At 74.7% G+C, this 12,443-nt stretch carries 11 protein-coding genes; 7 read left to right on the top strand and 4 right to left on the bottom strand.

Annotated features, from left to right (window positions below; all coding sequences use genetic code 11):
* Nucleotides 1-36: 36 nt before the first annotated feature.
* On the bottom strand, nt 37-837 hold the full coding sequence (locus A949_RS0111860; protein WP_051019473.1) for a glycerophosphodiester phosphodiesterase family protein: 801 nt from the start codon (nt 835-837) through the stop codon (nt 37-39).
* A 40-nt stretch (nt 838-877) separates the two neighbouring features.
* Nucleotides 878-1,612, bottom strand: a complete 735-nt coding sequence (gene yczE, locus A949_RS0111865) for a membrane protein YczE (protein ID WP_432107929.1) — start codon at nt 1,610-1,612, stop codon at nt 878-880.
* Nucleotides 1,613-1,659: 47 nt separating this feature from the next.
* Here yczE and yczR point away from each other — a divergent pair, with 47 nt between their 5' ends.
* The gene (yczR, locus tag A949_RS0111870; RefSeq protein WP_019356232.1) at nt 1,660-3,282 is read left to right on the top strand and encodes a MocR-like transcription factor YczR; all 1,623 of its coding nucleotides are present in this window, start codon (nt 1,660-1,662) and stop codon (nt 3,280-3,282) included.
* Here yczR and A949_RS0111875 read toward each other — a convergent pair.
* Complete coding sequence (locus A949_RS0111875) at nt 3,270-4,931, bottom strand: hypothetical protein (RefSeq protein ID WP_019356233.1); 1,662 nt, start codon at nt 4,929-4,931, stop codon at nt 3,270-3,272. The genes yczR and A949_RS0111875 overlap by 13 nt on opposite strands.
* 147 nt (nt 4,932-5,078) lie before the next feature.
* A complete protein-coding gene (locus A949_RS0111880; RefSeq protein WP_019356234.1) occupies nt 5,079-5,273 on the bottom strand; it encodes a hypothetical protein in 195 nt (64 codons plus the stop codon).
* A gap of 310 nt (nt 5,274-5,583) precedes the next feature.
* On the opposite strand from A949_RS0111880, the gene A949_RS0111885 reads away from it, so the two are divergent.
* The 6 genes from A949_RS0111885 to A949_RS0111910 all read left to right on the top strand — a co-directional run bounded on the left by A949_RS0111885 (nt 5,584) and on the right by A949_RS0111910 (nt 12,442).
* Nucleotides 5,584-6,870 (top strand): amidohydrolase, encoded by a 1,287-nt coding sequence (locus A949_RS0111885; RefSeq protein WP_019356235.1) that lies wholly within the window; start codon nt 5,584-5,586, stop codon nt 6,868-6,870.
* A gap of 315 nt (nt 6,871-7,185) precedes the next feature.
* Nucleotides 7,186-8,799: a protein kinase domain-containing protein gene (locus A949_RS33180; protein WP_019356236.1), complete on the top strand. Its 1,614-nt coding sequence runs from the start codon at nt 7,186-7,188 to the stop codon at nt 8,797-8,799.
* Between the two features lie 338 nt (nt 8,800-9,137).
* A complete protein-coding gene (locus A949_RS0111895; RefSeq protein WP_019356237.1) occupies nt 9,138-10,592 on the top strand; it encodes an amino acid permease in 1,455 nt (484 codons plus the stop codon).
* 18 nt (nt 10,593-10,610) lie between these two features.
* Nucleotides 10,611-10,961, top strand: coding sequence for an alpha/beta fold hydrolase (locus A949_RS33185; RefSeq protein ID WP_019356238.1), 351 nt, complete (start codon nt 10,611-10,613; stop codon nt 10,959-10,961).
* 313 nt (nt 10,962-11,274) lie between these two features.
* Nucleotides 11,275-11,493, top strand: coding sequence for a DUF397 domain-containing protein (locus A949_RS0111905; protein WP_019356239.1), 219 nt, complete (start codon nt 11,275-11,277; stop codon nt 11,491-11,493).
* A gap of 451 nt (nt 11,494-11,944) precedes the next feature.
* On the top strand, nt 11,945-12,442 hold the full coding sequence (locus tag A949_RS0111910) for a hypothetical protein (RefSeq protein WP_019356240.1): 498 nt from the start codon (nt 11,945-11,947) through the stop codon (nt 12,440-12,442).
* Nucleotide 12,443 lies beyond the last annotated feature (1 nt).

Here is a 12,443-nt window from a genome sequence, read left to right on the forward strand (position 1 = left end):
GGGCGGGGTGCGGGCCGGTGCCGTCCGGGCGGCGGTTCAGTCCGGTGGCCAGGAGCCCCGTGCGTCCAGCACCTCGCGCAGCATCTCCAGTTCGTCGGTCATGATCCCGTCCACGCCCAGGTCCAGCAGGGCCGCGGCGCGGGCGGGGTCGTTCACCGTCCAGACGTGCACCCGCAGCCCCCGCGCGTGCGCCGCCCGGACGAAGGCGCGGTCCACCACGCGGACCGGCCCGTGCCGTTCGGGCACCTGTGCGCATCCGGCGCCGGACGGCAGCCGCCAGGGCAGCCGGCGGGAGCGCAGCCGCAGCGCCAGCACTCCGCGGGTGCCCAGCGAGGTCAGCAGCCGCGGCCCCGCCAGTGCCCGCGCCCGGGCCACCCGCGCCTCGGCGAACGCGCCCACGCACACCCGGTCCCAGGCGTTCTCGGCGGCCAGCAGCTCCAGCAGCGGGACGAGCGCGGCGTCGGTCTTCACGTCGATGTTCCAGCGCGCGCCGGGGAACGAGCGCAGCAGGTCGGCGAAGAGCGGGACCGGCTCGCGCCCGGCCACGCGCGCCCGGCTCACCTCGGCCCAGCTGAGTTCCGCGAGGCGGCCGCCGCTGCCGGTGGTGCGGTCCAGGGTGGTGTCGTGGAAGGCCACCAGGGCGCCGTCCGCCGTGCTGTGCACATCCGTCTCCAGATAGCGGTAGCCCAGCTCCGCCGCACGGGCGAAGGCTGCGTGGGTGTTCTCCAGGCCGGCCGCCGCGCCGCCGCGGTGTGCGAAGGCCAGCGGCACCGCCGAGTCCAGGAAGGGGTGGCCGGGGTGGCCGGGGTGGCCGCGGGGATCTCTCGCTCTCGTCACCGCGGCAGTATCGCCGCAGTCGCGCCGATCCGCCGCCCGCTCACCGCCTCCGGTCGGCCGGGGCACCGCCGCGCGCTTCCTGCCGGCCGCCCCCGGCCACCACGTGCGAGCCCCCGGCGCCGCCCGGCACGGCGAACAGGCGCAGGAAGAACTGCGCGAGAGGGCCGATCGCCAGCGCGTACAGCACGGTGCCCGCTCCGGCCGAGCCGCCCAGCAGGATGCCGACGACCAGGACCACGATCTCGATCGCCGTCCGTGCCAGCCGGATCGAGCGGCCGGTCACCTTGTGCAGCCCGGTCATCAGGCCGTCGCGCGGTCCCGGTCCGAACCGGGCCGAGATGTAGAGCCCGGTCGCAGCGCCGTTCAGCACCACGCCGCCCACCAGGAGCGGGATCCGGTAGGCCAGTGCCTCCGGGTGCGGGAGCAGCCACAGCGTGGCGTCCATGGATAGGCCCACCAGGAAGACGTTGGAGACGGTGCCCAGGCCCGGGCGCTCGCGCAGCGGCCACCACAGCAGCAGCACCGCGGCCCCCGCGATGATCGCCACGGTGCCGATGGACAGTCCGGTGCGCTCGGCGACGCCCTGGTGGAGGACGTCCCAGGGGTCCAGCCCCAGCCCCGCGCGCACCATCAGCGCCGCACTCGCCCCGTACAGCACCAGGCCCACGTACAGCTGGGTGAGCCGGCGGACCAGATGCCTGTCAGAACCCCTCGAATGGGACAAAGATCTACCCCTTCTCGTGTCATTGGACTGTCTCGTGGCACCCTGTGGCATGGAAGCAGGTCATGTGAACGGCCAATCCAGGAAAGGTGGACTGCAATATGGCGCACTGGAACTCCGCCGTGGGGGCCGCTCAGCTCGCGCGGCTCCTCGGCTCGCAGCACAGCGTGCGAGGGGAGAGCCCCGGAGCTGCCCGGCCGCACCCGGCCGCGGCGGACCCGGCAGCCACCGCCGCGGCCGCGGGCGGGGGCACCGGTGCGCACCCGGCACCGGCGGTCAGGAAGCTGCCCGCCTACCGTTCGCTCGCCGAGGGGCTGCGGATGCTCGTCCTGGAGGGGCGCATCCCCGTCGCCACCCGGCTGCCCGCCGAGCGGGAACTGGCCGCGGCCCTCTCGGTCAGCCGCACCACCGTGGCCGCCGCCTTCGAGGCGCTGCGCTCGGACGGGTTCCTGGAGTCCCGCCGCGGCTCGGGGAGCTGGACGACCGTGCCGGCGGGCAACCCGCTGCCCACCCGCGGCCTCCACCCCCTGCCGCCGGAGAACGAGGGCACCGTCATCGACCTGGGCTGTGCCGCGCTGCCCGCCCAGCCGGTGATGAACGAGGCGTTCGGCAGCGCCCTGGAGGCGCTCCCGCCGTACGCGCACACCCACGGCGACTACCCGGCCGGGCTGCCCGTGCTCCGCGAGGCCCTCGCCGAGCGCTACACGGCACTCGGCGTGCCCACGATGCCGCAGCAGATCATGGTCACCACCGGTGCGCTGGGCGGCGTCGGCGCCCTGACCCGGATGCTGGTGCCGCGCGGCGAGCGCATCGCCGTCGAACACCCCTCGTACGCCAACGTCCTGCAGCTCCTGCGCGAGACCGGCGGCCGCCTCGTCCCGGTCCCCATGGCCGACGACCTGGCGGGCTGGGACCTGCCCTCCTGGCACCGCACACTGCGGGAGTCCGCACCCCGGCTCGCGTACGTCATCGCCGACTTCCACAACCCCACCGGAGCGCTGGCCGGCACCGAGCAGCGCCGCGAACTGGTCGCGGCGGCCCGTGCCTCGGGGACGGTGCTGATCGCCGACGAGACCATGACCGACCTGCCGCTGGGCCCGCCCGGCGCCACCGGCACGCCGAGCACCGGCTCCCCGGGGCTGGAGATGCCGCGGCCGATGGCCGCCTTCGACCCGGGCGGCTCGGCCGTCATCACGGTCGGCTCCGTGAGCAAGTCGATCTGGGCCGGGATGCGGATCGGCTGGATCCGGGCCGCACCCGAGGTGATCCGCAGCCTCACCGCCGCGCGCGCCTACGTCGATCTGGGCAGCCCCGTGCTCGAACAGCTCGCCGTGGCCGAACTGCTGAACGGGCCTGGCTGGGAGCAGGCCGTCACCGAACGCCGGACCCGGGCCCGGGAGAATCGCGAGTCGCTGACGGCCGCGCTGCGCGACCATCTGCCCGACTGGGAGTTCGCCGTCCCGCACGGCGGCCTCACCCTGTGGGTGCGCACCGGCGGCCTCTCCGGGTCCCGGATCGCCGAGGCCGGTGAACGGCTCGGAGTGCGGGTGCCCTCCGGGCCGCGGTTCGGGGTGGACGGTGCTTTCGAGGGATTCGTGCGGCTGCCCTTCACCATCGCCGAACCCCTGGCCCGGGAGGCGGCCACGCGGCTGGCCGCCGCCGCCGAACTGGTCCGCTCCGGGGCGCCCACCCCCTCCGACGTACCGCGCTCCTACGTGGCCTGACGGCCCGTCGGCGGACCTGCCCTCCCGTCCTGCGCGAGGGGACCGGCGGGCGGGAGCGGCACCGCGCCGCCGGGCCCCCGCGGGCCGTCGTACGCGGGGCCCGCCGCCTCGGCGGCCGCGGGGCCCGCCGCCGGTTCCCGCACGGGGATACGCACCGATGCCGGGAGCAGGCCCCGGACGGCGGTCCGCTCGGCCTCGTCCGCGGTCTCGTCCCGCGGGTCGGGGGTCGCGGGCACCTGGAGCCGCAGCACCGGGCCGTCGCCGAGCCGGGCGAAGCCCCGGCCCCGCGGCACCTCGGCGGCCGGTCCCGTCTGCGGCGCCCGGCCCAGCACCCCGCCCGCCTGTCCGGGGGTGACGGCGCCCAGCACCACCCGGGCGCGGGTGCAGGCGAGGACTGCTCCGGTCAGCTCGTCCAGGCCGTCGAACTGCTCGGCGACCGCCACGGCCACCCCCGTGGCGCGGCCGTGGCGCAGCGGGGTCCGCAGCAGCTCCTGCGGGTCGGCCAGGCCCCGGCAGCGGGCGAGATGGCTGAGGACGGCGGGCCGGTCCACCAGCACGCACAGCGGCCGGGGCGCCGCTCCCGCGGAGTGCGCACCGTGCTGCCGCGAGCGGCTCGCGGCCAGCAGCCGGCGTTCCGTCTCGCGCGCCGCCCACTCCAGCGCGGCGAGTGCCCCCGGCAGGGTGGACTCCACTCCCAGCACTCCGCGCCGCGCCGCGAAGGCGGCGAACTCGCCGTTCCCGTCGCCGTCCACCAGCAGCACCTCGCCGCGGCCGAGTGCCTGGAGGGCGAGTGAGCGCAGCAGGGTGCTGGTGCCTGCGCCGGGTGTGCCGACGGCCAGCAGGTGCGGCTCGGTCGAGCGCGGGCCGGTGCGCCAGACCACCGCCGGTACCTCGTCGTCCCGGTTCTCGCCCGGGAAGCGGACGGGCACCGTCCTGCCGGTCTCGTCGCCGTCCGTGAAGCCGAGGACCGTCTCGTCGGGTGCGGTGCCGAACGGCTGGGCACGGATTCCGCCGGGCAGCGGTTCCAGCGCCGTCATCTCCAGCAGGTTGCACTCCTCGTCCCAGCAGAAGCGGTACTCGCGACCGCGGCCCGTCTTGGCCGCCAGCAGGTGTTCCAGCCGCAGCCGCTCGGCGGGTTCGCTGTCGCGGAACGAGGTCGGATAGCGCAGCAGCAGGCCGCTGATCCGCCCGTCCCGGAAGGCGAACTCCTCGAACGCGCGCTCCCAGCCGCCGTCCGGTGCGTACAGCGGCTCCCCGGGCGCGCCGCCCGGCGGCGCGAAGTACGGCACCAGCGCCTCGTACAGCGCCTGCAGTCGCGCCCGCTGCGGGGCCGTGGGAGCCGCACGAGGCGGGGTGGGTCCGGCCTGCCGCCGCCCGTACCAGGCGGTCGAGCCCAGCAGTGCGCATCCGGCCAGCACCGGCCCGTAGGGCAGCAGCCAGAGCAGCACCCCGCACGCGGCGAGGGCGAACAGCGTGGGACCCCGCCGTTCCCGGGCCGTGTCCAGCCACCAGTTCCGGCTCTTCGCGGCCAGCCGGCAGGCCCCCCTGCCGAGCACGAGCAGCGGATGCAGCACGTCGAGCGCCCCGTCGGCACCGGCACGCACGGCCTTGCGTGCGTGCCGCCGTGACGGTACCGCCCACCGCCCCACACCCGGCTCCTCCCGGCCTGCTGACTGATGCTCAGGCCTGTCGGCCTCCCGGCCCGTCGGCCCTGCGCCCGGCTTGCCGCCGCCCGGTCCGCCGTCGTCCGGCCCGCCGCCGTGCGGCTGACGGTGGGGCGGCTGACGGTGGGGCGGCTAGAACTTGAGGCCGCCCAGCAGGCCGGCCAGGCTCTCGCCTCCCGCCTTGATGCTGGGTGCCATGGCGGTGCCCGCCAGGTAGAAGCCGAAGAGCGCGCACACCAGCGCGTGGGAGACCTTGAGATTGTCCTTGCGGAAGAACAGGAAGACGATCAGGCCAAGCAGTACGACGCCCGAGATCGAGAGAATCACCAGTACTCCTGATGTAGGGGACGGTCACCATGAGTGTCACCAGCTTCACAGATAGGACGTATCGTATGAAGCTGGCAAGTGGGTGATTCGTGTAATAACGCCCCCGAACGGGTCGTGTCGCCGGCCTGCTCCCGGTGGAAGCGCCACTGGTGACACAGCCGCCTCGTCGGACATCGCGGCCCGTCGGACGCGGGAGCGTTGCCTCCCCTCCCGGACGCGGGCCGGCGCGCAGCGCGCCCCGGGCCGGTGCGCCGACGCGGAAGCCCCGCGCCCCGAACCGCCGCCCGCACCGCCGAAGGGCCAGGACCGAATGACCGAGAAGGATCCCACGACCGTCGCCGCGGACGCGGTGCTCACCGGGCTGCCCGACATCCGCGACAGCCTCGAATTCCGCTACAAGGACCTCCACCAGCACCCCGAACTCGGCTTCCAGGAGCGCCGCACGGCCGGCCACGTGGCCCAGGCCCTGAACGAGTGCGACTACGAGGTCACCGAAGGGGTCGGCGGGACCGGCGTCGTGGGCGTGCTGCACAACGGGGCGGGTCCCACCGTCCTGCTCCGTGCCGACATGGACGCGCTGCCCGTGCGCGAGCAGACCGGACTGCCCTACGCCTCGACCGACACCGCCGGCGGGCCGGACGGCGCGGAGCAGCCGGTGATGCACGCCTGCGGCCACGACGTCCACGTCATCTGCCTGCTGGGTGCCGCGCGCCTGATGGCGGCCGGGACCGATGCGTGGCGCGGCACCCTGGTCGTCCTCTTCCAGCCCAACGAGGAGAACCGCTCCGGAACGCGGGCGATGATCGAGGACGGTCTCGCCCGGCGCATCCCCCGTCCGGACGTCGCCCTGGGGCAGCATGTGCTTCCCGCGCCGGCGGGGACGCTGCTGACCCGGGCCGGCGTCATGACGGCGGCGTCCGACAGCCTGCGGGTCACCTTCCACGGGCGGGGCGCACACGGCTCCACGCCCGAACGGGCCGTGGATCCCGTGGTGCTGGCCGCCTCGACGGTGGTCCGGCTGCAGACGGTCGTCGCCCGGGAGACCGGCGCGAGCACGCCCGCGGTGGTGACCGTCGGGGCGATCCACGCGGGCAGCGGTCCGAACAGCATTCCCGACCGCGCCGAGATCCAGCTCAGCATCCGCACCTTCGGCGAGGAGACCCGTGCCCGGGTGCTGGCCGCGGTGCGCCGGATCGTCGCGGGCGAGTGCGCCGCCTCGGGCGCGGACGCGGCGGAGTTCGAGACGATCGGAGCGTCCTCCGTGACCGAGAACGACGCGGAGGCCACCGAGCGGGTCGCGAGCGCCTTCGGGGCCTACTTCGGGGAGCGTGCGCGGACCGCCGGCCTGCTGCCGGCCGGCGAGGACTTCGGCGAGCTGCCCGCCGGCCTCGGCTGCCCCGCCACCTACTGGGGGCTGGGCGGTACCGATCCGGCGGCCCACCGCAGGGCGGAGCGCGCCGGAACCGTCGACCAGGACATCCCCGGCAACCACAGTCCGCGCTTCGCGCCCGTGGTCCAGCCCACCCTCGACACCGGCGTCCGGGCCCTGGTGACCGCTGCCCTGGCCTGGCTGGCGCCGCGCCCGAAGTCCGACTGACGGCCGCTCGCGCCGGATCCGGTGCCCCGCACGGCGACGGCGGGCATTCCGCCTCTGGCGGAACACGCAGGGACTCGTCTGCGCGTGCGGCGCTGAGCCCGCGCTCCGGTGTCCGACCGGGGCAGAAGTCCGCCTTTGGCGGAAACTTCCGACCCACCCGCGACACCGAAAACGTCTGTATATGTCAGTAACACATCGAACCAGTCAAACGCGTACACCTCGGCATCGGTTGGCATACACGCGCAGGAACGAGGCAGCCATACTGGGCAGACAGGGGAGGGAAGAACGCGGCAACGACGGGGGCGAGAGACGGGGATGGCGCAGAGCACCCTGATCCATGGCCGGTACCGGCTGCTCGATCTTGTGGGTCGTGGCGGCATGGGTGAAGTGTGGCGGGCGCGCGACGAGTCGCTGGGCAGACGTGTGGCCGTCAAGTGTCTGAAGCCGCCGGGGCGGCGCGAGGACGCGGGGTTCCTCCGCGTCCTGCGGGAACGCTTCCGGCGGGAGGCGCGGGTCGCCGCCTCGCTCCAGCACCGGGGTGTGACGGTCGTGCACGACTTCGGGGACGACGACGGACTGCTCTACCTCGTCATGGAGTTGCTGGAGGGCCGCAACCTCAGCCAGCTGCTGGCCGACAACAAAGGGCAGCCGCTCCCCCTGGCAGAGGTCCTCGACGTGGCCGAACAGGTCGCGGCGGCTCTCGCCTACACCCACGCCCAGGGCGTCGTGCACCGGGACCTGAAACCGGCCAACGTGATGCGCTCCGCGGACGGGGCCGTGAAGATCTGCGACTTCGGCATCGCCCGGCTGGCACACGACATCGGCTTCACCGCCCGGATCTCCGGCAGCGGTACGGCCATGGGCACCCCGCACTACATGTCCCCCGAGCAGATCGCGGACTCCGCCGTCGACCACCGCAGCGACCTCTACTCGTTCGGCTGCGTCCTCTACGAGATCGCCACCGGATCACCCCCGTTCGAGGGCGCCGACTCCTGGGCGGTGCTCGTCGGCCACCGGGACACCCCGCCCGTACCGCCGCGCGTCCACCGCCCCGACCTGCCACCGCCGCTGGCGACCGCGATTCTGCGGCTGCTGGCCAAGGCGCCGGACGAACGACCGGGCGCCGCGGCCGGGCTGGCGAGCGAACTCGCCGCCGCCCGCGCCCAGCTGTCCGGTGCGGGCCCGGGCGGGTGGGGCACGACGGCCTTTCCCGGTGCTCCGGCCGCGCCGGCCGCGGCCGCCGGGATCGCGCCGCTGTGGATGCCGCCCTGGACCCGCGGGATGGACGCCGGACTGCCGGCCGCCGGCCGCCGTCCGGCGGGCACGCCCCCGGACGGGGCGCCGGTCGGTGCCGGTGGGCTCGCCGCGTGGTGGAGCGGGAGTCCCGGTCGGCGGTCCCGGGTGTCCCTCGGACCACCGCCCGTTCCCGGAGAGCCCGCCCGCCGCGGCCCGATGGCGTCGTGGGGCGCCGCGCGGGTCTCCGCCCCGTCCGGTGCCGCGGACACCACCCACGCGGCCGCGCGCGCGGCCCCGGCGCGCGTCTCCGCGCAGGGCGCCCTGCCGCAGGAACGGCTCGCCCTCCTGGCCGACCGGCGCGACGCGGGGCTGCGGCTGGGCCGGGCCGGTCGTTGGGAAGAGGCGTACGAGGTGCACCGCGCGGTCGCCGCCGAGCGGGAACTGCTGCTCGGGCCGCAGCACCCGGACACGCTCGCCGTCCGGCACGAACTCGGACGCGCGCTGGGCCGGCTCGGCCGCTGGGAGGAGGCGCTGGCGGAGCACCGCCGGCTCGCCTGCGTGCGCGCACAGACGCTCGGCTCCGCCGACCCGGCGACGGTGGCCAGCCGGAACGAGGAGGCGCACTGCCTGGAGCGGCTGGGCCGCCGCTCCGAGGCGGACGAGGTCTACCGCGAACTGGCGCGCGGGCGCTGACCGCAGGCGCAGGCACACGGACCGGTATGGGCGTCGAAGAGGCCGCGTGCGGATGTCGGCGACCGGGCGGCGCCCGCGGCCGGACCTGACGTCACCGCCCGGACGTGCCGTACGAGGACCGGGGCGAGCAGGTCAAGGCCGTCGTCGAGGGCGGACCGGGCACGGCGGCCGTGACCGGCGGCCGGGGCGCAGGGCCAGACGGGTACGTCTGGGGGCGATGGCCTGCGCGGGCCTCGTGGCCACTTTTCCCCTCTTCCCGGCCCGGCCATGATGCTGACGGGGCGTCGTGGGCAGCGCCCGCGGCGTCGCCGTCACACGCACCGATGGCAGGAGGACCCATGGCCGGGCTCTGGAGCGGCGAAGGCGTACTGCGCCGCAAACCGATCGAGCACATCGAGGAGACCGAGGGCGGAGCCGGACAGCAGCTCTCCCGCACCCTGGGCCTGCGGCACCTGACCGCGATCGGCGTCGGCGGCATCATCGGGGCCGGTGTCTTCAGCCTCGCGGGTACGGTCGCCAACGGCAAGGCGGGTCCCGCCGTACTGGTCTCCTTCCTGGTGGCCGGGCTGGCCAGCGCGTGTGCGGCCCTGTCCTACGCCGAGTTCGCCGGGCTCATCCCGAAGGCGGGCTCCGCCTACACCTACGGCTACGCGGTGCTGGGCGAACTCGGCGGCTGGTTCATCGGCTGGGATCTGCTGCTGGAGTACACGGCCATCGTCGCGGTGGTGGCGATCGGCATCTCCGGGTACTTCTCGTTCCTGCTCGGCGAGACCGGTCTCGACCTGCCGGCGTGGATGCTGGGGGCGCCCGGAACCGGCGCCGGGCACCGCGTCGACCTGTTCGCCGCGGTGCTCTGCCTGCTGATCGCCTATCTGCTCACCCGGGGCATCAAGAACGCGGCCCGCTTCGAGCTGATCGTCGTGGGCCTCAAGGTGGCGGTGGTCCTGCTGGTGATCGTCGTCGGCGTCTTCCACATCAAGACCGGCAACTGGCACCCCTTCTTCCCCTTCGGTGTCTCGGGCGCCTTCACCGGTGCGGCGACGGTCTTCTTCGCCGTCTTCGGCTACGACGCGATGAGCACGGCCGCCGAGGAGTCGGTGGACGCCCAGAAGCACATGCCCAAGGCGATCATCTACTCGCTGGCCATCTCGATGGTGCTCTACGTGGCCGTCAGCCTGGTGCTGACCGGTATGCAGAACTACCGGGACATCGACCCCGACAGCGGCTTCTCCACCGCGTTCAAGTCCGTCGGGCTGAGCGGCATCGCCGACGTCATCGCCGTCGGCGCCATCATCGGCATCCTGACCGTCATGTTCACCTTCATGCTCGGCGTCACCCGGGTGTGGTTCTCCATGAGCCGGGACGGGCTGCTGCCCAAGTGGTTCGCCAAGACCGACGCCGTCCACCACGTGCCGGTGCGCGTCACCTGGATCGTGGGCGTCGTCTCCGCCGTCATCGCGGGCCTGCTGCCGATCCAGGAGGCCGCCGAGCTGACCAACATCGGCATCCTGCTGGCCTTCGTGGTGGTCTGCGTCGCGGTCATCGTGCTGCGCTACCGGCGCCCGGACCTGCCGCGCACCTTCCGGGCCCCCGGCATGCCCGTCACACCGGCGCTCGGCGTCATCTTCTCGATCTGGCTGACCACCTACCTCGACTGGCAGACCTGGGTGCGCTTCGTGGTGTGGTTCCTCATCGGCCTGATCGTCTACTTCGGCTACTCCTACCGGAAGTCCGAGCTGGCGGTACGGCCCGGCGAAACCCGGCCCGGCTCGTTCGGCAAACGGGACGAGTGACGGAGTACGGCCACCCGGATGAGCGAAAACGGACTGCGGACGGTGCACGCCGGCGGAGTCCGGCTCGGCCACCGCTCCCGGGGCGGCGGGGACGGCGTCCCCGCCGTGCTGCTGCACTGCCTCGGTGCGGACGGTGAGGACCGGCACGGCCCGCTCATCGCGGCGCCGGCCGACGGCCATCCGGTCCACGCGCTCGACCTGCGCGGCCACGGAGCGAGCGACCGGCCCGGCAGCTACGCCATGGACGATTTCGTCGGCGACCTGCGCGGGTTCCTGGACGCGCTGGGCATCGAGCGGGGCCATCTCGTCCACGAGACGCGCCCCATGGAGTTCGCCGGGGCGGTGCCGGAGTTCCTGGCCGAATCCTGAGCAGCACGCAGGGCCCGCCGCGCGGGCAGCTGCCGGTCAGCCGCTCCGCGGCCCCCGGGGTGCGTCCGCTCCCGCAGGATCCGCCGGGCCCAGCAGTGGTCCGCCTTCCCGCCGGGTGACCGCTGGAGGTGCGCGGCGAGCACCACGCTGCGGGGCAGCTTGCAACCCGCGCGCCGGGTGCCTGGGCAGCACCCGGCGCGCCCCCTCGGCCTCGAAGCTCCCCCCTGGATTTCCCGCTGCCGCGCCCTGTCCCGGCGACCGCGCCGCTGGTTAGGGTGACGCCGGCGGTACGACGACCGGGAGGAGCACCAGCGTGGCCGACAGCACCATCGGGCAGCCCGAACTCGACCTCAGCCGGGCGCAGTGGCAGTCGAGCAGCCGGGGCACCGGCGATGTCGAGATCGCCTTCGTCGAGGGGTTCGTGGCGATGCGGCACGGCCGCCAGCCCGACAAGCCCGCGCTCATCTTCGACCCGGGGGAGTGGCGCGCCTTCGTCCGCGGGGCGCGCGAGGGCGAGTTCGACCTGACCTGAGGTCCGGGTCGCCGCGTTCCGCTCCTCCGAGCGCCGTGCGGCCCCGGCGCGCAGGCCCCGTTCCCCGGCCACCGTGCCCGCGGCGGGGCGGGGGCCCGACTGGACCGTGCGCGCCGTCCCGCCGGGCCGCTGCCCGCGCCGCCGGGCAGCGGAGCAGGCGCCGTCCGGATGCGGCGGGGCGCCGAGGCCCCGTCCAGCCCGCCGGTCCGGCCGCGCCCGCCCCGGTCGCCGGCCCTGCCCACTCGCCCACTCGCCCACTCGCCGGTCCGCCGCACCGCCCCGGAGCGCGAGTGCGCAGGGGCGCACGGTGAGCACCTGGCGCCGGTCCGCGCCCCGGGCCCGTCCCGTCCGTTACCGGCAGGCGACCGTCCCGGCGCCGGGCGGACCGACGCCGGGCGGGTGGCGGGGCACTGACCGAGGGCGACCACCGAGGGGCACGTACTATTGCGGCATGTCGTTCCTCCGCCGCCGCAGCGCCGCCGTGCCCGCGGGCCCGGACTTCGATGTCCTGGCCATGGACCCGTCCGACTGGCCCGGGAATCTCGGCGCGGGACTGCTGCCCGCCCCGGACGGCACCTGCCAGGGCGTCTTCCTGCGGTACGACCTGTTCGGCGGCCGCGGCCCGGCGATGATCATCGGAAATCTCCCGGAGGGCTCCCCGGCGCGCGAGGTCGCCGACGACGAGGCGCCCTTCGAGGTGGTGCAGCTGCTGGCCGCGCTGGAGAACGACGAGCACGTCGAGGTCGTCAGCACCGAGGACGACCCGGTCATGCACGAGGACAACCTGCTGATCGTCCGCCGGGTCAAGCTCTCCGAAGACCGGATCTCCTGCGTCCAGTTCGACCGCAGCGACGGGGTGCTGGTCACCATCGCGAGCTGGGACCGCCCCATCACCAACGACCTCTACGCGCTCCTCAAGCCGCTGCCCGCGGAGATGTTCCAGCAGTAGC

The organism is Streptomyces sp. AA1529, from assembly GCF_000280905.1.
Taxonomy (GTDB): domain Bacteria; phylum Actinomycetota; class Actinomycetes; order Streptomycetales; family Streptomycetaceae; genus Streptomyces.

What these genes read in the sequence shown, in the direction of transcription:
- A949_RS0111885 (WP_019356235.1), top strand. Translation starts at nt 5,584, where the DNA reads ATGACCGAGAAGGATCCCACGACCGTCGCCGCGGACGCGGTGCTCACC.
- A949_RS33180 (WP_019356236.1), top strand. Translation starts at nt 7,186, where the DNA reads ATGGCGCAGAGCACCCTGATCCATGGCCGGTACCGGCTGCTCGATCTT.
- A949_RS0111895 (WP_019356237.1), top strand. Translation starts at nt 9,138, where the DNA reads ATGGCCGGGCTCTGGAGCGGCGAAGGCGTACTGCGCCGCAAACCGATC.
- yczE (WP_432107929.1), bottom strand. Translation starts at nt 1,612, where the DNA reads ATGCCACAGGGTGCCACGAGACAGTCCAATGACACGAGAAGGGGTAGA.
- A949_RS0111910 (WP_019356240.1), top strand. Translation starts at nt 11,945, where the DNA reads ATGTCGTTCCTCCGCCGCCGCAGCGCCGCCGTGCCCGCGGGCCCGGAC.
- A949_RS33185 (WP_019356238.1), top strand. Translation starts at nt 10,611, where the DNA reads ATGAGCGAAAACGGACTGCGGACGGTGCACGCCGGCGGAGTCCGGCTC.
- yczR (WP_019356232.1), top strand. Translation starts at nt 1,660, where the DNA reads ATGGCGCACTGGAACTCCGCCGTGGGGGCCGCTCAGCTCGCGCGGCTC.